21 protein-coding genes are annotated in these 18,006 nt (G+C 54.1%); 12 read left to right on the top strand and 9 right to left on the bottom strand.

All coding sequences use genetic code 11. From position 1 onward, the window contains the following. Nucleotides 1-24 precede the first annotated feature (24 nt). From A3841_RS19475 to A3841_RS20865, 4 genes are all read left to right on the top strand, one after another. Entirely contained in the window at nt 25-1,047 is a 1,023-nt protein-coding gene (locus tag A3841_RS19475) for an SDR family NAD(P)-dependent oxidoreductase (RefSeq protein ID WP_073855099.1), read from the top strand. Between the two features lie 77 nt (nt 1,048-1,124). Continuing rightward, nucleotides 1,125-1,640 (top strand): NUDIX domain-containing protein, encoded by a 516-nt coding sequence (locus tag A3841_RS19470; protein ID WP_073855097.1) that lies wholly within the window; start codon nt 1,125-1,127, stop codon nt 1,638-1,640. A gap of 413 nt (nt 1,641-2,053) precedes the next feature. Next, nucleotides 2,054-2,626 (top strand): NADPH-dependent FMN reductase, encoded by a 573-nt coding sequence (locus A3841_RS19465; protein ID WP_073855240.1) that lies wholly within the window; start codon nt 2,054-2,056, stop codon nt 2,624-2,626. A 77-nt stretch (nt 2,627-2,703) separates the two neighbouring features. Beyond that, the gene (locus A3841_RS20865; protein ID WP_139308028.1) at nt 2,704-2,943 is read left to right on the top strand and encodes a Rossmann-fold NAD(P)-binding domain-containing protein; all 240 of its coding nucleotides are present in this window, start codon (nt 2,704-2,706) and stop codon (nt 2,941-2,943) included. A gap of 136 nt (nt 2,944-3,079) precedes the next feature. Here the strand turns inward: A3841_RS20865 and A3841_RS19455 are convergent, their stop codons facing one another. Then, nucleotides 3,080-3,793 carry a hypothetical protein gene (locus tag A3841_RS19455; RefSeq protein WP_073855093.1) on the bottom strand — a complete coding sequence of 238 codons (714 nt, stop codon included), beginning with the start codon at nt 3,791-3,793 and terminating at the stop codon, nt 3,080-3,082. 56 nt (nt 3,794-3,849) lie between these two features. Beyond that, nucleotides 3,850-5,709 (bottom strand): glycoside hydrolase family 3 protein, encoded by a 1,860-nt coding sequence (locus A3841_RS19450; protein ID WP_073855091.1) that lies wholly within the window; start codon nt 5,707-5,709, stop codon nt 3,850-3,852. A 194-nt stretch (nt 5,710-5,903) separates the two neighbouring features. Between A3841_RS19450 and A3841_RS19445 the strand changes: the two genes are divergently transcribed. From A3841_RS19445 to A3841_RS19430, 4 genes are all read left to right on the top strand, one after another. Continuing rightward, nucleotides 5,904-6,725: a rhomboid family intramembrane serine protease gene (locus A3841_RS19445; protein ID WP_073855089.1), complete on the top strand. Its 822-nt coding sequence runs from the start codon at nt 5,904-5,906 to the stop codon at nt 6,723-6,725. After that, entirely contained in the window at nt 6,722-7,525 is an 804-nt protein-coding gene (locus A3841_RS19440) for a TVP38/TMEM64 family protein (protein ID WP_083610453.1), read from the top strand. Before A3841_RS19445 ends, A3841_RS19440 begins: the two co-directional genes overlap by 4 nt. A gap of 394 nt (nt 7,526-7,919) precedes the next feature. Further along, entirely contained in the window at nt 7,920-8,354 is a 435-nt protein-coding gene (locus tag A3841_RS20125) for an RlpA-like double-psi beta-barrel domain-containing protein (protein ID WP_206073117.1), read from the top strand. A 101-nt stretch (nt 8,355-8,455) separates the two neighbouring features. Beyond that, a complete protein-coding gene (locus A3841_RS19430; protein ID WP_073855085.1) occupies nt 8,456-9,019 on the top strand; it encodes an HD domain-containing protein in 564 nt (187 codons plus the stop codon). 879 nt (nt 9,020-9,898) lie between these two features. Here A3841_RS19430 and A3841_RS19425 read toward each other — a convergent pair. Then, complete coding sequence (locus A3841_RS19425) at nt 9,899-10,090, bottom strand: hypothetical protein (RefSeq protein WP_073855083.1); 192 nt, start codon at nt 10,088-10,090, stop codon at nt 9,899-9,901. A gap of 179 nt (nt 10,091-10,269) precedes the next feature. Between A3841_RS19425 and A3841_RS19420 the strand changes: the two genes are divergently transcribed. Beyond that, nucleotides 10,270-11,220 carry a sterol desaturase family protein gene (locus A3841_RS19420; RefSeq protein ID WP_073855080.1) on the top strand — a complete coding sequence of 317 codons (951 nt, stop codon included), beginning with the start codon at nt 10,270-10,272 and terminating at the stop codon, nt 11,218-11,220. A 19-nt stretch (nt 11,221-11,239) separates the two neighbouring features. On the opposite strand, the gene A3841_RS19415 is transcribed toward A3841_RS19420, so the two are convergent. The 3 genes from A3841_RS19415 to A3841_RS19405 form a co-directional block, all read right to left on the bottom strand. After that, complete coding sequence (locus A3841_RS19415; RefSeq protein WP_073855078.1) at nt 11,240-11,680, bottom strand: hypothetical protein; 441 nt, start codon at nt 11,678-11,680, stop codon at nt 11,240-11,242. A 241-nt stretch (nt 11,681-11,921) separates the two neighbouring features. Then, on the bottom strand, nt 11,922-12,353 hold the full coding sequence (locus A3841_RS19410) for a hypothetical protein (RefSeq protein WP_073855076.1): 432 nt from the start codon (nt 12,351-12,353) through the stop codon (nt 11,922-11,924). 95 nt (nt 12,354-12,448) lie between these two features. Beyond that, nucleotides 12,449-13,516 (bottom strand): nucleoid-associated protein, encoded by a 1,068-nt coding sequence (locus tag A3841_RS19405; RefSeq protein WP_235861514.1) that lies wholly within the window; start codon nt 13,514-13,516, stop codon nt 12,449-12,451. Nucleotides 13,517-13,757: 241 nt separating this feature from the next. On the opposite strand from A3841_RS19405, the gene A3841_RS19400 reads away from it, so the two are divergent. After that, on the top strand, nt 13,758-14,477 hold the full coding sequence (locus A3841_RS19400) for a porin family protein (RefSeq protein ID WP_073855072.1): 720 nt from the start codon (nt 13,758-13,760) through the stop codon (nt 14,475-14,477). Nucleotides 14,478-14,854: 377 nt separating this feature from the next. Next, entirely contained in the window at nt 14,855-15,853 is a 999-nt protein-coding gene (locus A3841_RS19395; protein WP_073855070.1) for an alpha/beta fold hydrolase, read from the top strand. Between the two features lie 5 nt (nt 15,854-15,858). On the opposite strand, the gene A3841_RS19390 is transcribed toward A3841_RS19395, so the two are convergent. After that, nucleotides 15,859-16,083 carry a hypothetical protein gene (locus tag A3841_RS19390; protein ID WP_073855068.1) on the bottom strand — a complete coding sequence of 75 codons (225 nt, stop codon included), beginning with the start codon at nt 16,081-16,083 and terminating at the stop codon, nt 15,859-15,861. A 326-nt stretch (nt 16,084-16,409) separates the two neighbouring features. Between A3841_RS19390 and A3841_RS19385 the strand changes: the two genes are divergently transcribed. After that, nucleotides 16,410-16,781 (top strand): hypothetical protein, encoded by a 372-nt coding sequence (locus A3841_RS19385; RefSeq protein ID WP_073855065.1) that lies wholly within the window; start codon nt 16,410-16,412, stop codon nt 16,779-16,781. A 125-nt stretch (nt 16,782-16,906) separates the two neighbouring features. Here the strand turns inward: A3841_RS19385 and A3841_RS19380 are convergent, their stop codons facing one another. Together A3841_RS19380 and A3841_RS19375 are read right to left on the bottom strand one after the other, a co-directional pair. Beyond that, nucleotides 16,907-17,287, bottom strand: coding sequence for a hypothetical protein (locus tag A3841_RS19380; RefSeq protein WP_073855063.1), 381 nt, complete (start codon nt 17,285-17,287; stop codon nt 16,907-16,909). A 301-nt stretch (nt 17,288-17,588) separates the two neighbouring features. After that, nucleotides 17,589-17,996 (bottom strand): response regulator, encoded by a 408-nt coding sequence (locus A3841_RS19375; protein WP_073855059.1) that lies wholly within the window; start codon nt 17,994-17,996, stop codon nt 17,589-17,591. Between the last annotated feature and the right edge of the window lie 10 nt (nt 17,997-18,006).

Raw genomic sequence — 18,006 nt, 5'->3', positions numbered from 1 at the left:
CTTTCGTTTTATACTTCGCTACCTATGGAAACAACAGATAAGAAAAAGCTTTTCTGGCTTGCCGCCGGGTTAAGTGCGCTGGCCGTGGGCCGTGCCGTTACCCGCCAACTCACGGCCTACGACTTTAGAGGGAAAACAGTGCTGATAACGGGCGGCAGCCGGGGGCTGGGGCTGGTGATGGCGCGGCAGCTGGCACAGGAGGGAGCCAGGCTGGTGCTCTGCGCCCGCGACAAAACCGAACTGGAGAACGCCCGCCTGGAGCTGGCCGGAAACGGTGCCGAGGTGCTGGTGCAGCAGTGCGACGTGACAGACCAGCAGCAGGTCAACGACATGATCACCAACGTGCAGAACGAGTTCAGCCCGATCGACGTGCTCATCAACAACGCCGGGATCATCCACGCGGGTCCGGTGGCCGAGATGACAGTGCAGGAGTTTGAGGAGGCTATTAACGTCCACTACTGGGCACCGATTTATACCACGCTGGCCGTATTGCCCGCCATGAAGGCCCGGGGCGGAGGCCGCATCCTGAACATCGCCTCCATCGGCGGGCGCGTGAGCGTGCCACACCTGGTGCCCTACAGCGCCAGCAAGTTTGCCCTGGTGGGCTTGTCGGAAGGGCTAAGGGCCGAGCTGAAGAAGTATAACATCCTGGTCACCACGGCCACGCCCGGCCTGATGCAAACGGGCAGCCCGCGCAACGCCCTCATAAAGGGGCACCACAAGCAAGAGTATGCGCTGTTCAAGATCATGGACTCAAGCCCGCTGACCTCGATCCCCGCCGAGGACTCGGCTAGAAAGATGCTGAACGCCCTGCGCCACGGCGATGCCACCGTCACCACCACGGCCCTGGCTACTATCGGGGAGCTGCTGCACAGGCTTTCTCCGGGGCTCACCACCGATGTGCTGGCACTGGTAAATGCCCTACTGCCTGGCGAAGGAGGCATCGGGAAAAGCAGGGCCAGAGGCTACGAGAGCGAAACGCCGCTGTCGGAGTCGTGGCTGACGGAACGCACGCAAAAGGCCGCCATCAAAAACAACGAAGTATAAGCTCATACTTGTGCCAAGTATAAAACAGGCTGTATTTTGGATTTGCTATCTTTATACTTGCCACAGCATTCACCCTTATGAAAATCAACAACAGAGAGAAAGCCTATGACGGCTATTTTAAGATCTATAAACTCACCGTAGAGCAGCAAGGCCATACGTTTACCAGAGAGCAGTTCGACCGCGGTGATGCCGTAGCCGCCCTGATATTTGACACCGAAAAGCAGCAGTACATCCTGACCCGGCAGTTCCGGGTGGGCTCGGAGTCGGAGCTGGTGGAGGTGGTAGCCGGCATGGTGGACAAAGGAGAGCAGCCCGAGGAAAGCATTACCCGCGAAATTGAGGAGGAAACCGGCTACCACGTGGACAAGCTGCAGCACCTGCACACCTTCTACTCCTCGCCGGGCGGCACCACTGAGCGGGTAATGCTATACTATGCCGAGGTAACGCAGCAGAACGGCGCAGGCGGCGGCAACGCACACGAGCACGAGTTCATCGAGGTGCTGCACCTGAGCCCTGAGGAGTTGGACGCGCTCGAGACTCCTGACGCCAAAACCATCATCGCGCAGCAGTGGGCAAGGCTGAACCGAAGATAAGGGCACGCATTTTCATACTTCCCCGGGAGCAATGCCGGCTATACTTTGAAGTATGGCCGGCATTGTTTTTTAGCGGCATTGCCAGCTGGGAATCCGTTGTCTCCGGTGCGTTTAAGCTAAGGAGTTGGGCTAAGGAGAACATAGCGGTGCCCTCCTTCTGAAAATGACACGAGCTAAAGGATTACCGGGCGTGAAAACTGCGCGGGCAGCGGAGCAGGTAAAATAAAGAAGCTGAATATCAGCCATGTTTCAAGCAACCTTGCTGTCTGTATTACCGTGTACTGTTGTATCGGATGCTCCAGGACATGGCAGGCCGAGAGGGTGCTACAGGCGCAGGCCTGCAAGGCCTTACCCAGGCTGACAGAAGCGGGACAGGCCGATATGTAAAAGCAATTAAAACCAAAAATAGAACTATGGAAAAGTATAAGATCGCTGTATTCGTGGGGAGTCTCCGCAAAGAATCCTTCAACCTGAAAACAGCGAAAGCGCTTAAGGCGCTTGCACCGGAGTCACTGTCGCTTGAACTGGTAAGCATTGGGCAACTCCCGATGTTCAATGAAGACCTGGAAGACACACCACCCCGGGAATGGGAGGAGTTCCGGCAGAAGATCAGGGAGGCCGATGGCCTGCTTTTCCTGACGCCGGAGTATAACCGCTCGGTGCCGGGCGTGCTCAAAAATGCCATCGATGTGGGCTCGCGCCCATACGGGAAGAACTCCTGGGACGGAAAGCCTGCGGCGGTGGTGAGTGTCTCCATCGGAAACATAAGCGGGTTTGGCGCCAACCACCACCTACGCCAGTCGCTGGTTTTCGTGAATGTGCATACTATGGCCCAGCCCGAAGCCTATATCGGGGATGCAGCGTCGCTGTTCGACGAAAACGGCAACCTGACCAACGACTCCACCAAAGATTTTTTGAGAAGCTTTATGGAGGCGTTTGAGCAATGGGTTAAAACGCACGTCAACAAGCCTGAAAACGTAAACTGAGTGTATGATAAACAAGGGGCTCCTGTCAGGAGCCCCTTGTTTACCTCAACCTATAAGTCAAGAGCCGAAAAGTATTAATAACTATCGATGGCGCTGCCGGGATTGACCTGGAAACAGTGAAGGCATTTACGGCCACAGGAGCCACTGTTTTTGTGTGCGATGTCAACGAAGAAGCTTTGGAGGAACTGAAGCGGCAAGTGCCCGGCGTGCTTACCTATACATGCGATATCTCTTCCGACCCTGTTTATCTCAACAGGACTGAAGCACCAGCATGCCTTCAGATTCCGTTTATTGCCGTTGCGCAATGGATTTGCTGAGACCTTAAGCTACCTGCATAGTTCACAAGATCCCGGAACAAACTTCTGGAAAAGATGAAGGCGGGCGCGAAGGTATAAAGTTATACTTTACCGATTCCCCATCGCCTAATAGCCGGCAAGGCTATCGCCTCTCCCGCTACTCCTCCACGTTCCGGAGCATATCCTTGGTATCGGCAGCACCTTCCAGCGTTAAATATTCTGCCTGCAGGGTACGTATCTTAAGCTTATCGGACGTGCTGATCTGGCTCTCCAACTGGCCTCGGCGCACGTTCAGTTTGCCGTATACATGGTCCACATAGTCCCAGTCGCCTTGGGTCCAGTTTTTGCGTTTGGTGCGTACGGTGCCCATAAAGGTCAGGTATGCCTCGCGCATCTGGGAAGGCTGCAGTTGTGCCAGGTCATCGTACTCACGGAGGAGCTGTTCCTGCCAAGTCGTTACTTTCCTGGCATCCAGCGGCTGCTGCATGCGGCGTTCCTGGCGCTCTTCCCAGCTTTGGTAGCGTTGCTGCAGGTCTCTGTACTCTGCCTTTGATTTTTCAGAAAGGCTGTCGAACCTGCTCTCCAGCTGGGCGTTGCGGCGGCGCAGCTCCTCTTTTACCTCTGGCCACTCTCTGCGGATGGCGGTATCCCCCTTCTCGGCCTGCTTGTTCATCCAGCCCCTGAACTCATCGAGTTCCTGCTCCGCCGTCTCCCCCGATTTTACTACCGTGGCGGTGTCGCCCTCCTCCGTGGTGGCAACCACCGTCTCATCGCCCTCCACCTCCCGGCGGCCGTCGCAACGCCAGAGCAGGGTGGCAACACAAAGTATAAATGTTATTTTAAGGGTATGATGGGCCTTTTTCATCAGCATGTTTCTTATGGATTTTGTTGTGTAGCTATAGTACGAAACTTGCCGGCTCAGGATGCTTAAGGCGCCGAAGGGCCTGCCATAAAGGGTTTATTGAGGTAAATGCCGTCGCCGAAAGTATAATGCTTGTTCACGGTGACAGCCAGCTTGCCCCGGGCGGGCACCTTGCCGAAGATCACCTCGGCCGCGGCCGCCTGCGCATGGAAGTATCCCTGGTAACCTACCAGCAGTGCCCTGCTGTTCTCGATGTCCGGGAACTGGTTTAAGGTATAGGCATTATTAAATAGCGTGACCACGGCCTTGTTCGACTTTGCCAGCTGCTGCACCAGTTTAGTGGCATCCTTAGAGTAACCCAAGTTATTGCCCGGTTGCATACTTGGCCCGTAGAGCGCCACCAGCACCACATCGTACTTCTTCAGCTGCTTCCACATTTTCCTGGTTTCCCGCGCATCAGCTTTCCGGGAGATGAAAAAATCGTCGGTTTCGGTAGCGTGGTGCTTCACCTGCCGCTGAAAAGCCGTCACGCGGCTGGCCCCCACCGATAGGGTGGCGATAGACATGCGCGGTGTCTGCTGCAGCGGGAGCATCTTCTTCCTGTTGTTGAGCAGCGTAATGGCGTTGTCGGCAATGTTTTTATTGATGAGGTCGGCAATGGGCGGGTTCAGGTCCTCGTAGAGGTTCTCCAACTGCACCGGTTTATACTTGTCCAGCCCCAGCCACTGCTTGGCCGCCAGCACCCGCTTGCAGCGCCTGTCAATCTCCTCCTGCGTCAGGTCGCCGTTCTCGATCGCCTCTTGCACGGCCCTGATGGCTTTGGGCACACTGTTCAGGCGCTCCAGCACGTCGTTGCCGGCCATCAGGGCGCGGGCCTCCGCCTCACCTGGCTCAAAATATTTCGTTACGCCTTTCATCACCATGGCATCGGTAAAGATCAGGCCTTTGTAGTTGAGCTCCTGCTTGAGCAGGCCGGTCACGATGGGTTCGGAAAGGGTGGAGGGCACGTTCTTGGCCGGGTCGAGCTGCGGGATGTGCATGTGGGCCACCATCATGCCGCCCAAGCCGTGCTTTATCAGCTCCCGGAACGGGTACAGCTCCAGCGAGTCCAGGCGTTCGCGCCCGAAATTGATAACCGGCAGGTCGTAATGCGAGTCCACATCCGTGTCGCCGTGGCCGGGGAAGTGCTTGGCAACGGCCATAATGCCGCCGTCCTGCATGCCCTGCATGTAGGCGATGCTTTTGGCGGCCACCTCATACTTGTCCTCCCCGAAGGAGCGGTAGCTGATGACCGGGTTCCGGGGGTTGTTGTTCACGTCGGCCACCGGTGCGAAGTTGATGTGCATGCCCAGCCGCTTAAACTCCTGCGCCACTTCCACGCCCATGCGGTAGATCAGGTCGTTGTCGGTTAGGGCGCCCAGCATCTGCTGCGAAGGGTACTCCACTGCTGAGTCCAGGCGCATGCCCACGCCCGTTTCGGCATCCATCGAAATCCACAAGGGCACTTTGGAGGCCGCCTGGTACTTGTTGGTGAGCCTTGCCTGCCGCACCGGGCCGCCCTGGAAGAAGATGATACCGCCTACTTTATACTCTTTGATCAGGCGCATGACATCGGCCTCATACTTTGCTCCCTTGTTGGAGAAGGCCTCGATGATGATCAGCTGCGCGATACGCTCCTCGGGTGTGAGGGTATTGAAAACAGAATCCACCCAGTACGAGGAACTGTCCTCCAGCGCGGCGATGAGCGAGGAGGGGCGGTGATAGGCGGCGGGGCGCTCCACCGGGTAAAACTGCCGCTGCTCTTCCGAAAAGCTCCTGCGCTGCGCATCGGAGCCCTCGCAGGAGCACAGGAGGATGGCCAGCAGGGGCAGCAACCATAAACGGCAGGATATAAGGGGGTTCGCTTTGTGTAGGATACTTTGCATGATACTCTGAATAACGCACCGATTTGTACTTTCTTGCCTCTGCCTGGTGCCGGCAGGGCTGTAACCGGGTAACTGATATACCTTTGCTTGGGACCGTAACTGTCTGTCTACGATAAAGAATGCTTATAGGATAAAGTATACCGAAGCGGTTTTTGTTCATTTTGGCTTATCTTTAAGGAAACGCACGTTGGCCTATGTCCTTTTTCTCCCCAACAGACCATGCACATACTTTAGCGGAGGATGCGCCTCATTTTGGCTACAGTTTTCTGCCGGGCTTGCTGTTTGCGGCGCTCATCTGGCTTGTGGCCCTGCTCAGTTACCTCACCGGGGCCGATCTGGCCTTTCTGGGCATTCTTCCGCGAAATATCCTGGGGCTGGTGGGCGTTCTCTTCGGTCCGCTTATCCATGGGGGACTGCTGCACCTGCTCTCCAACACCTTTCCGCTGGTGCTGCTCTCGGGGCTCATCCTTTACATGCACCGCAGGGTGGCGCTAAAGGTTATTGTGCTGGTGTACCTGCTCAGCGGGCTGCTGACCTGGCTCATCGGGCGGCAGGCGTACCACATCGGGGCGAGCGGGCTGGTGTATGGCCTGGCGGGCTTCCTGCTCTTCAACGGGTTCCTGCGCCAGAACCGGGGCGCCATGGCCGTGTCGCTGGCGGTGCTGTTTCTGTACAGCGGCCTGTTCTACGGTTTGTTTCCGGGGGAGGAACGGGTGTCGTGGGAGGGGCATGTGGCGGGCTTGCTGAGTGGACTTGTGGCGGCCATTGCCTTTGGCGGGGGCGAGCCGGCGCCAAGTATAAACCGGCCCCTGGAGCCGGATGTGGTGCAGCGGCACGTTAGCAGCACCGTGGGGCGCCACTACCAGCACATGTTCATCAGCTACAGCGTACGGCCAGACAGCGTTCCTCAAGTCTACACCTATACGTTCGATGCAGCCAGTTTCTCGGTAAAAATGTCAACCAAGGAGGCTGCAGGTGCGTCTAAGGTACAGACGAAGCCAAGGGCAAATGTATGAGCGAAGAACAGAAAGACATAAAGCGGCACCACGACCGGGTAAAGGAAGGCCAGAGGCACCTGGATCCGGCGCTTTTTGACCGGCACCAGGATGGCGCGGCGCAGCAACAGCAACAGGAGGAGGTGAAGCAAAGCAAGTGGCCGCTGGTTGTCACAGCCTTGCTGATTGGTGCTTTGGTGGCCTCATACTTTGTTTTCCCGGGATTTCAGGCGGGGGTTGATACCAGTTGGGAGGTGCTCACGAGCGGCGACAATAACCGCATTTCGGAATGGGTGAGCCAGTTCGGTTTCTGGGGCCCGTTCTTTATCGTGGCGGCCATGGTTGCCCAGATGTTTCTGTTGGTGATAAACGTGGTGGCGCTGATGCTGGTGGCCATAATCGCCTACGGGCCCGTATGGGGCTCTGTCATTGCCGTATCCGCCGTAGCGGTGGCCTCAACGGTGGGCTATTGGATTGGGCGTGGCATGGGCGAGACAGGCGTAAGCAAGCTGATCGGGCAAAAATCGCAGCAGAAGGTAGCGGGCTTCATGGATAAGTATGGTATCTGGGCCATCATTATTGCGCGTATTTCTCCTTTCCTCTCTAACGATGCTGTCAGTTTAGTGGCAGGCTTGGCCGGGATGGGCTATTTTAAGTTCATGGGAGCCACGCTGGCGGGCATTGTGCCGCTCACCATACTTCTTGCCTGGCTCGGCGAAAACAACGAGCGCCTCAAGAACGGACTGATCTGGGTTTCCGTCGTCAGCCTGGCGGCCTTTATCGGTTACATTGTCTACGAGAAATACCTCCGGAAAAAATAAACGACCCTGTACTTCTGCGGCTTGGTTTCTACTGTAGCGCCACCAAGGGAAGGCAGCAACTGCGGCTCTTGGTTATACTTGTATCAGCTTTAGGAACAGGTGTGTTGTCGCTCAGGCGGAGAGGGTAAAGTATAACCAGCATTTTGTTTTAAATTAAGTTTATATATGATAAATCTAACGACATTGATTTTGCCCTAAATTGGCCCTCCCATACTTTTCCTGCAACATTGCAAAACCCTTGCTTCAAAGCGTCGTTTAAGCGGGTTGTTATTAGAAAATCGATGTTTCACGAAAAGGACTGCATATGTTTAGGGTTAAAATACTCGCGGCCGTGTTCTATGTTGTTATAGCACTGGCTGAAGAATTATCCTTCTTTGAAGCTGAATCCTCCGCTTTGAAAGTCGAAGAAACGCTGCCCAAAAAGCCCCTTGAATGGCCCCCACTGGAAACAGAGGCACAGGCCGATGAACTGGCAGCACTTCCCGAACCAACCCCCACGATTACCGTTTCTGCCTCCATATACCATCCCGAGCCAGGCCAAACAGACAGCACGCCCCTCATCACCGCCGACGGCTCGCGCATCAACCCCAGAAACCCCAAAAAACACCGCTGGATTGCCGTATCGCGCGACTTGCATAGCAGGTGGGGCGGTGAGATGCAATTTGGTGACTCCCTGTGGGTAACCGGTATTTCCGATGAGCTTGACGGGCTGTATATTGTGCGCGACATCATGAACAAGCGCATGCACCGGCAGATTGATATTTTGGTAGGAAAGCACGACAAGGACTACGGCAAGTGGAGAAACGTGCAGATTGCCCGGCTGGATTAAGCCCTGAAGTGTGGGTTTCGCTTCCAGAAGTATGATCATGGTTTTGGCGCTTGTGGGATAATCGTTATTTTAGGATTTTCAGAAATCAAGTATAAAGAGCGATGATAACACACCAGGAAGCCAGAGCCCTACTGGAAAGCATGACCAAAAGCGACAGCCTGCTGCGCCACGCCCGCACCGTAGAACTAGTCATGCGTGCCTACGCCGCCAAACTGGGAGAAGACGAGGAACAGTGGGGGATAACCGGCCTGCTGCACGATGCGGATTACGAAGCTTACCCCGATCAGCACCCGAGCGTGATCGTGAGTCAGCTGCGCGAGCGGGGCGAGGAGGAAATTGCCCATGCCATCTCGGCGCATTACACCAAGTGGGGCGTGCCATATAACGCGCTGCTGGACAAGGCGCTGTTGGCATGCGACGAGGTAACCGGGTTTGTGGTAGCCTGCGCCCAGGTGCGGCCAACCAGGCTGCAGGGACTGGAAGCAAAATCGGTGCTAAAGAAGCTGGGCCAGAAAAGCTTTGCCGCCTCCGTGGACCGGGAAGAGGTAAGGCTGGGCGCCGAGATGTTCGGCGTGGACCTGAAGGAGCACATCGGCTTTATCATCCAGGTGCTGCAGCAACACCAGCAGGAACTGCAACTGCAGCCGGTGGAGGAGCAGGCGTAGGGTAAAGTATAAAGTATAAAAGTAAAGCGGCAGCTGCTCGTAGAGTGGCTGCCGATTTTATGTTTGGGACGTTTGCATGCTAATATGTCCAACCACCTCTGCTTTCATCCCGCCCCAACCTTCCCTTTTATCGAGGGGCCCTACCCCAAAACAGGGGAGGGAGTTCTGCAGTACCGAATCCAACCACCCCTACCCCTCCTTATCCAAGGAGGGGAGTTTCTTTAGCTGTTTTGGCTGAGGTATGAGTTTCATAGTTGCTGCCGTTGGGTGGACAGGTCGCTACCTATCCCTACAAAGTAAAACCCACTCCAACCCCTCCGAGGAGGGGAATTCATTACATGTTATACTTTATTGTCATCTCGAGCAGGGCGAGAGATCTATCCAGAATTCTATAGAGATCTCTCCCGAAGGTCGAGATGACAATATTAGCCGTAGCTATCGAACTGATACCCAGTCTTCCCGTTGAGCGCCTTGTGAGATTCCGGTGCCGAACGCAAGTGAGGTATTGCGACGTAGGAGCAAAGGAAGGGAACACAGCGCGATGCGGGAAGACGAGCCCTCCCGGGCTGGAGGGAGCCAAAGCAGGAAATGAAATGATTGGTAAGTAAGACTGAGGATCTGCAGTAGCTAGCAAGTATAGCTTGTCTCAGTTTGCAGGAAGCAGGGGCTAAGAGAGGCACAAGCGGACGCTTGCGCCAGTGAGTATGAAATATAGCTCAAGTATAAAAGTAGAGGCTGAGGCAAGTATAAATCAGCAATTATAAACTATAGCTGAAGTATAGCGCAGTATTAAGCGGCCGAGTTACGAACCCGACTTTATTATACGCCACAAGTATGAAGTCCTGCGCAAGACAGCGGGAATTATAAGTATAGCTGCTCTTACAAAGTATAATCCTTTAAAATCTCGAACCCCTCCTTGTCATCTTTCGCCTCTACCACCTCGTTGATTACAAACTGAATTTCCTGCTCCGTCCAGTTCTCCTTTTCGGCGGCTTTTACAAACGTGTCGAGGGCGGCAAAGCGGGAGCCTTGTGCGGGTATGGTAGCTTTTACTTTCTTTCGGATGCGCATGACGTGATTTTTGCCCCAATTTACGAAGTCCCCGGCAAATAGTGCCGATGCAGCTGCCCTGAATATTACCCCACAGAACCAACACCAGCAACTTTATACTTGCAAGCGTGGTAGCGGGCTTAACTCTTTCCGTCTTTGCCCGTTTTAAAAGGCTACACCAGTTTCTGGCCCCCTTTTGTATGGAGAAAGAGTTATACACGTTTGAGGAACTTCAGCGGCTGGACGAGCTTACCATTATGCACTATGCCGCCCCGGTGATCGTGCTCTCGGTGGTAGGAGAGTGGCTGTACGGCCTCTACAAAAACCGGAACACCTACCATAAAACAGAGTTTGTGTCGGCGCTGACCATCGGGGCCGTGAACGCTATGCTGGGGGCGCTACTGAAGCTGTGGCTTTTCGGGGTTGCCCTGGTGATCTACAACAAGGTGCCGTGGGCCATGCCACGGGCGTGGTGGGCATTTATCGTGTGCTTTGTAGCCATTGATCTCTGCCGCTACTGGGCGCACCGGGTGGCGCACGAGCAGCGGTTCTGGTGGGCCACCCACGTCACGCACCACTCCTCGGAGCGCATGAACTTCTCCGTGTCGTTCCGCACAGGCTGGACGCAGCACATCAAGTTCATCTTCTTCATACCCGTGCCCCTGCTGGGCTTCGACCCGTTCACCTTCTTTATCTGCCACCAGGTGGCGGTGCTATACCAGTTTTTCGTGCACACCGAACTGGTGCGCAGGCTCCCCAAACCCATCGAGTACCTGTTCGTGACGCCCTCGCACCACCGGGTGCACCACGGCTCCAACCCCGGCTACATCGATAAGAACTATGGCTCCACCTTCATCATCTGGGACAGGATGTTCGGTACCTTTGAGCCGGAGCGGGAGCAGGTAAAGTATGGCCTCACCAAACCTGTCACCTCTTTTAACCCGGTATACCTGGTGTTTCATGAATGGATGGACATTTGGCAGGATATGAAGCACACCAACAGCTGGAAGGAGCGGTTTCTCATACTTTACAAACCACCGGGGGCGGTGGTAACCGAGCACCAGCGGAGAAGCCTGCAGCAGGAGCAACCAGCGCAGGCAGGCATGGCACAGGATGTAAGCCTGGCATCAGGGGCGATGGGAGCCGGGTAAAGTATAAAAGTATAAAAACTCACGCATCGTTGTCCAGGAGCCAGTGCAGGGCGCTCTCCTCCTCCACGAACGACTCGAACTGCAACTCACTTGCCTTAACCCCCTCTGCTTCCAGCCTTCTCCTTACCTGCAGCGAGTTAAGCTCCACCATAGAGGCGGGGCCCTCCACACGGGCCCATTTAAGTATGGTAGATGCCCTTAGGGCGGTCAGGGTGTGATTCCAAACCCAGTTGGCGTCCTCCATGCTAAGGTAGTGCAGGGCGCGCGCATTGCTCATCAGGTACTTTACTTTGTACGCGTCAACAATTTCCAGCAGGGCCATACAGGTCTGCCGCACCTCCTCACTCCCCATATGGCGTTTGCAATGCAGGGTGAGCAGCGAAAGCGACAGATATACTTTGATCGTATAGTCACTGTTCTCCTTCACAAGAGTTACCTTCTCTTTCTCTCTCGTTTCCATCTGTGCTAAGTAATAACCTGAGGAATGTTTTCTGTCTATCCGGCTAATGGGCTGTAAATTATACCTTTATATTCTGATTCAGGCAAAAATGGTTAGCGGATTCGGGCAATAGATTTTAAAGGCAACGATTTAGAGGACGGACGGAAGCGTAGGGGTGGTGAAGGGATTTAAAGGTAGGATAGGAAGTGAGGGATGGGGAACGGCAATAAAAAAAGCATGGCGTGGGGCCATGCTTCGGGTGTTAGTAACTGTCCTGGTAAGCGCCGTTCTGCTGCCTTGCCGCCGGGTTGCTCTGCATCTGGCTCGGCACGCCCATTTTTTCCTCGCGCCGCTGCTGGTACTGCTGGAACTGCTGCGGCGTCAGCACGTCCTTCAGCTGCGAGAGGCGCGTCTGGCTGATCATGTCCATCTGGCCCACCAGCTTTTTGGGGTTGCTTTTATACTTTACCTTGGCCTCCTCCGCGTTTTTAAGGCTGGTGAGGTTGATGGTATATACTTTCTGCGTTTGCTGCGGCGAAAGACGCAGGTTTTTGGCAAAGCCGGTGGTGATGGCCTCGGCGCGCTGCTCCAGGCTGGGCTGGGCTTGTGCTGCCCTGGCCTGTGGTTGCTGGGCCTGCGCAAAGGCAGCCGGGGCGGCCAGGGCAAAAGCGATGGCAAAGACAATCTTCTTCATACTTTTTTGTCGTTTTTAATCCTGCTGATACAGGCAATTATCGTTCCGGTTCTAACAAGAAGTATAAAACAGCTTTCGGCTGACTATAGTTTCAGCTAGCTCTCGCTGTAAAAGTATACTTTGTAGAAGTGCATGCCCCGTTCCTGGTCAAAACCGCGCTCCACGTACTGCTCGCTCTGCTCCGGGTTGTAGCCGCTGAACTTGATCTCGATCTGCGTGTCGAGCTTGATGAAGTTGCGGAACTTGCGTTTCATGTTGCGCACCGTATTCTTGTTGATAGCAAAGTCGGTGAAGCCCTCTATGTCGCGCTCCTCGGCAAAGGCCTGGCTGTAGTCTTTAAAGCGCTCCTTCGTCTCCGGCTCGTCAATCACGCTGCTGGTGAACTCCTCCAGGTCAAAGGTCTCGCTCTTGGAGAAGTAGTCCACGGAGCGGCTGATGAAGTCTACCTGTGCCTTTTTGCTCTCGGTGCGGGCAAACACCTCCTCCGAGAAATCCTTGCACAGGTTTAGAACGGTTTTGGTGTTGTAGTTCGTATCCTGCAGTTCGGCCACGTTCAGGAAATCATCCTTCCAGAAAACCGCATCGTAGCTGTTGGCATCCACCAGCTTCACCCGAAAGCCGTCCTCGGCCTGCGTGTTGTAGATCATGCAGCCTTTGTCCACGCCCTTCAGGTTCACGCCGAAGTGGTAGTTCACGTTCAGGTCATCCGCCTCATCCTGGAAAGTCAGGAACGTGTCCTTATTCTCTGATTTAAAAATACCGATCGCGTCCACCACCTCTTCCTCCATCACACAGCCCTCAAAGTGCACCACGTACAGCTCGCCGCTCTTTACCTTGGGATGGTCCGACTGCTGGTAGAGGTGATTCAGGATGTGCACCGAGTACTCGTGGAAGTTGTGCGGCTCGGCAAAGATCAGGGCTGAGTAGGCGAACATCTCGTTCAGGGCCACATCCGAGGTATGGGTGAAGCGGAAAAACTCCTCCTGCTTAAATGGCGTCAGGAAATAGTTCACCAGCAGGTCGTAGAGCTGCTCGTCGCGCAGGTCCACCAGTTCCCGGCTGGCCACCACACCTTCCTCCTTTGCTTTGTTTCCCACCCGGTGCACGGCCAGTTGCTTCAGGCGCACCTGCGTTCTGTCTTTCATCTCTGTTCTCGGCTTCAAGTTGAGGGGGCAAAGCTACGCATTTACCAGCTTTTAACAGCGCATATTTATACTTTCTCATTCCTTAAGAAGCGGTAAGTATAGGAAGTATAAAATTTTAAATTATTGATTTATAATCGTTTATGCTCTGTGTGATACAGGGTGCAGTATAAAAGTTCCCTTTTGGCACGGTTCTTTCATTCAACCGAATTAAGCAGGCCAGCTTACCGGAAAAGAATGAGGAAACTTAACCACTACTACCATGAAAAGGATTTTTCTACTTATAGCTGTAGCTATGGGGCTGGCCGCCGTGAGCGCTGAGGCCCAGCAGCAGCCTGTTCGATACAACAAGCAAGCAACTTATAACAACCCCGGCCAGCTCCGTTTTGGCATCAGGGCCGGCGTGAACCTGGCCGACTGGGAGGGCGAGACCATGCAGAGCGTGCAGGACCTGATCGACATGTCGGCGGGGTATGCCAGCCGCGAGATGCGCACCGGCTTTCATGTGGGCACTTACCTGAGCATACCGGTAGCCCCTGGCTTCGAGATTGAGCCGGGGCTGCAGTACTCCCAGAAAGGGATGGTGCTGCGGGGCAGGATTCCGCTGGAGCAGTTCGATTTCGTGAACGCAAACGTGACCCTGACCAACAAAGCCGAGTACCTGGACCTGCCTGTGCTGGCCAAAGTATACGTAGGCGAGGGTTTCCATATTTTCGCTGGTCCGCAGGTGTCCTACCTGTTGTCTAACAAAGTATCGGCTGAGGCGGGCGCCTTTGGGTTCAAGGCCCTGAACCAGGAGTGGGACATGAAGAGTGGTTTCAGAGAGCTGGATGTGGCCGTGACAGGCGGTTTGGGCTATAAGTTTGCCAGCGGCCTCAACATCAGCGCCGGCTACGACTACGGCCTCAGCTCCATCGACAGCAGAAACAACTTCGACACCTTTAACCGGGTTATCAAGGCATCCGTTGGATTTACCTTTTAGGTATAAAAATAAAGTTTAGTGTTTAGTAATTTATACAAGGCCCACCGCAGCTGCGGTGGGCTTTTTTATACTTTCCGGCAGGCCGTAGAGCAGCGCCAGGTATAACAAGTGTCCTGAAAACTAAAAAAGCCCGCTACCAAACCTGGCAACGGGCTTCCTGTAAAGGCAGATGCTATCTTCTGCTTAAGACGCTTTCTCGTAAGGGGAATTTTTTGGAGGAGTTTTTCATCAGGGCGTTGGAAAGCGACTGGCGGCTGCTGAAAACGCTACCCGGGCCTCATAATCATACTTCCACATCAGTTGCTACTCCGCGATCCGACGATTCCGGAACAATTATCCGTTGAAGTAGTTAAGCAAACTGTACAAAACGCTTTCCCATGAAACGTCTACCCTTACTGCTGCTAAGCATGCTGGCCTTTGCCTGGGCCGTGCAGGCACAACAAGTACCCGCCTCCCTCAACGCCACCCTGGATGGGTACAACTACCCGCATGAGGTAAAGTATTTTGAGGCGGAGGTAGAGGGACAGAAGTATAAAATGGCTTATATGGATGTGGCCCCGGCTAAAAAGGTGCAGAACCCGCAGACGGTGCTGCTCCTGCATGGTAAGAACTTTATGGGTGCCTACTGGCGGCAGACGATCCAGTTCCTGTCGGAGAACGGGTTCAGGGTGATAGTGCCGGATCAGCTTGGCTTCGGGAAATCGGATAAGCCGGAGATACATTATACTTTCCACCAGCTGGCCCAGAACACGCAGCGGCTTTTGCAGCAGCTAGGGATAAAGCAGGTGGCGGTGGTGGGCCACTCGATGGGTGGCATGGTGGCTACGCGCTTCGCGCTGATGTACCCCGGTCTGACGACGAAGCTGGTGCTGGAGAACCCGATCGGCCTGGAGGATTACCGTGTGTTCGTGCCTTACAAGAACCTGCAGGAGCTGTACCAGTCGGAGCAGAAGCAGACGGCGGAGGCCATTAAAAACTATCACCAGACCTACTATACTTCCTGGAAGCCCGCCTACGAGGAGTGGGTGCAGGTGCCGGCCGCCCAGATCAGCCATCCCGATTTTCCGAAGGTTGCCAAAGTGTCGGCGCTGACTTATGACATGATCTATCAGCAGCCGGTGGTGTATGAATTCGGGCAGGTAAAGGCGCCTACGCTTGTTTTGATTGGGCAGGAGGACCGCACGATTGTGGGCAAAGGCTTTATTGAAGACAAGCAAAAGCTAAAGGAGCATGGCCAGTATCCGCAGCTCGGCAAGCAAACGGCGAAGGCTATACCCGGAGCTAAACTGGTAGAGCTGGAAAAAGTGGGCCACATTCCGCACCTGGAGGCCACAGAGCGGTTCCACAGGGAGTTGCTGCAGTTTCTGAGGCAGTAGCGCTGTTAATGATGGTGGTGATCGTCGCCGCCGGGCTTGCTGTTGAAGTTAGCGATGGTGCCGAGGGTGAAGAACAATAGCCAGCAGATATACAGCGCGTTAAAGTTCTCCACGGTCTTGCCCAGCAGCAGCAGAATTAAGTTGGCCAAAATGGTCATCACCAGGCCGGTGGTGGCCACAAACTGGTAAGAGTTCATCTCCCGCGGGTCGTAAATCTTGGAAAGCTTCATGCGTTGCTCTTTGTGGGTTAATGTCTTGCTAACGCTTTTCAGGCAGGAGAGGTGCCATCCAGGCTAACTTTAGGCAAAGATAAAGGAACAGCCCATACTTGCCGCAGTTTATACTTATACTTATACTTATACTTCGTCTGGATCAGCCTGGTGCTGAATGCTTATACTTTGGCAAGGCACCCTTGCAACACAATGCGCCGGTGCCATAGGAAAAAGACTTATTGCGGCAGTATTCGGTTGCTACATTATGTAAAGTATGAGTGTGGGGCAGCCAACCAGCCATACAATGCAGCGTATACCTGTGTGTAACTAACCAGACTTCAACGATGAACAATAGAGAAGAAGATAAAAAGAAGGCTCCCTCGGAAGAGAAAAACGTGCACAGCGATTACAACAAGCGCGTAAGTATGGGCAATAACCCCGATCCGTCGGCCAAAAGGAATATAGGACCAGAGGGATATACCGAGCGGGCCGGCCAGAAAGACAAACTCAAGAACCTGCACATTGGTGGAAACGAAACCACCGGTTACGGCGCCAACGACCCCAAAAACCATGAGGCCACCGCGCAGGGACCGGGCTTCGAGTTCGAGGGCAGCGATACGGGCATGGACGATGATGTGGCCGGAATCCGCCGCGGCGACCAGCCGCTGGGGGAGGACGAGAAAAGACCTGACGACGCCGATTACAGCCGCAGGTAAGCTCGGCCATACTTTAAAAGCAGGAGGGGGAGCCGATATCGGCTCCCCCTCCTGCTTTTAAAGCTATTCCGTTCGAAGAAGGCCGACAGGTGTGGCGGCCTTCTTCATCTTGGGGTGTTGCGGGTTTACTCCTCGTTGGTTACGGCCACAAATCGGCCGGAAGGTGCCGGCTGGTTTTTATAGTTGGCGTAGGCCTGCAGTTGGTTAGAGTTCAGGAAGGAGGTTACGTTCTGGTCGTAGGAGGCGGCCAGCTCTTCCAGTTTCTGCTCCAAAAGGTGTGTGTCGTTGCTGTGGTTGCTCAGGATCTCCTGCGTGGCAAGCATGCGCTCGCGGTTCAGCTCCTTCAGTTTAATGTAGCCAAGCTCGTTCAGGCGAAGCTCCTGCGCCATGGCGCGGGTAATCTGGGTGCAGCGCTCTTCGGCCTCCCGGCTCAATTTAAAGGGTGACTGGGCAAAGGATGCGGTACTGATAAGGAAAGCGGCAATAACTAGTAAAACGTTTTTCATAGGGATAGTAAGCTAAATTATAAGTTAAGTTAAGACTCCCACGAAAGCTGCAATATAGCTATATAGCGCCTCTGGAAGTTATTTAACATTACGCACCCGAAAACAGATATGTTGTGTATTATTTATTATAAATATTAAATATATTCAGGAATGTTAAATTTAATATTCTAATATTTATATTATGGTATATAGTAGTTTGTGAGTTATTCAGTGTACGGATGAGTAGCCGGAAGGATAGGGGAGAGGCATAAAAAAGCCACTGTTATCACAGTGGCCAAGTATAATTTGCGGTGGCAGGAGGCTAGGAAATATAATCCTCCCGGATCAGGTTCAGGATCTCCGGGGAGAGCGGCTTGGAGAAGAAGTCCCGTACCTCGGCATGTGTTTTGGCGCAGATAATGTCTTCTCTGTCCACTGCCGAGGATAGCATGAAAAGGCTGCACTTTTTGGTGGCCTGCTCCGGCAGTTTCCTGTACTCCTCCAGAAACCGCCAGCCATCCATGCCCGGCATATTTATATCCAGGAAGATAAGGTCGGGAAACTCCTCCGGATTCTGCACTGCCACCTGTTTCAGGTTGTTCAGCGCATCCTCCGCCCACTCAAAGCTCATTACCCGCTCCGCAAAGTTTTCACTTCTGATGATCGTCTCGCACACAAAGTTGTTGATCTGATCATCATCAATAAGAACCACCTTTTTTAGCATATCCATTCCCTAAGCC

Origin of the sequence: Pontibacter flavimaris (genome assembly GCF_001907195.1) — a bacterium.
Taxonomy (GTDB): Bacteria; Bacteroidota; Bacteroidia; order Cytophagales; family Hymenobacteraceae; genus Pontibacter; species Pontibacter flavimaris.
This window is presented reverse-complemented; position numbering and strand designations above follow the sequence as displayed.

Bases quoted from the DNA above. Each gene is read 5' to 3' on its own strand.
- A3841_RS19475 (WP_073855099.1), top strand. From the start codon at position 25: ATGGAAACAACAGATAAGAAAAAGCTTTTCTGGCTTGCCGCCGGGTTA.
- A3841_RS19470 (WP_073855097.1), top strand. From the start codon at position 1,125: ATGAAAATCAACAACAGAGAGAAAGCCTATGACGGCTATTTTAAGATC.
- A3841_RS19465 (WP_073855240.1), top strand. From the start codon at position 2,054: ATGGAAAAGTATAAGATCGCTGTATTCGTGGGGAGTCTCCGCAAAGAA.
- A3841_RS19455 (WP_073855093.1), bottom strand. From the start codon at position 3,793: ATGCTGATGAAAAAGGCCCATCATACCCTTAAAATAACATTTATACTT.
- A3841_RS19450 (WP_073855091.1), bottom strand. From the start codon at position 5,709: ATGCAAAGTATCCTACACAAAGCGAACCCCCTTATATCCTGCCGTTTA.
- A3841_RS19445 (WP_073855089.1), top strand. From the start codon at position 5,904: ATGTCCTTTTTCTCCCCAACAGACCATGCACATACTTTAGCGGAGGAT.
- A3841_RS19440 (WP_083610453.1), top strand. From the start codon at position 6,722: ATGAGCGAAGAACAGAAAGACATAAAGCGGCACCACGACCGGGTAAAG.
- A3841_RS19430 (WP_073855085.1), top strand. From the start codon at position 8,456: ATGATAACACACCAGGAAGCCAGAGCCCTACTGGAAAGCATGACCAAA.
- A3841_RS19425 (WP_073855083.1), bottom strand. From the start codon at position 10,090: ATGCGCATCCGAAAGAAAGTAAAAGCTACCATACCCGCACAAGGCTCC.
- A3841_RS19420 (WP_073855080.1), top strand. From the start codon at position 10,270: ATGGAGAAAGAGTTATACACGTTTGAGGAACTTCAGCGGCTGGACGAG.
- A3841_RS19415 (WP_073855078.1), bottom strand. From the start codon at position 11,680: ATGGAAACGAGAGAGAAAGAGAAGGTAACTCTTGTGAAGGAGAACAGT.
- A3841_RS19410 (WP_073855076.1), bottom strand. From the start codon at position 12,353: ATGAAGAAGATTGTCTTTGCCATCGCTTTTGCCCTGGCCGCCCCGGCT.
- A3841_RS19400 (WP_073855072.1), top strand. From the start codon at position 13,758: ATGAAAAGGATTTTTCTACTTATAGCTGTAGCTATGGGGCTGGCCGCC.
- A3841_RS19395 (WP_073855070.1), top strand. From the start codon at position 14,855: ATGAAACGTCTACCCTTACTGCTGCTAAGCATGCTGGCCTTTGCCTGG.
- A3841_RS19390 (WP_073855068.1), bottom strand. From the start codon at position 16,083: ATGAAGCTTTCCAAGATTTACGACCCGCGGGAGATGAACTCTTACCAG.
- A3841_RS19385 (WP_073855065.1), top strand. From the start codon at position 16,410: ATGAACAATAGAGAAGAAGATAAAAAGAAGGCTCCCTCGGAAGAGAAA.
- A3841_RS19380 (WP_073855063.1), bottom strand. From the start codon at position 17,287: ATGAAAAACGTTTTACTAGTTATTGCCGCTTTCCTTATCAGTACCGCA.
- A3841_RS19375 (WP_073855059.1), bottom strand. From the start codon at position 17,996: ATGGATATGCTAAAAAAGGTGGTTCTTATTGATGATGATCAGATCAAC.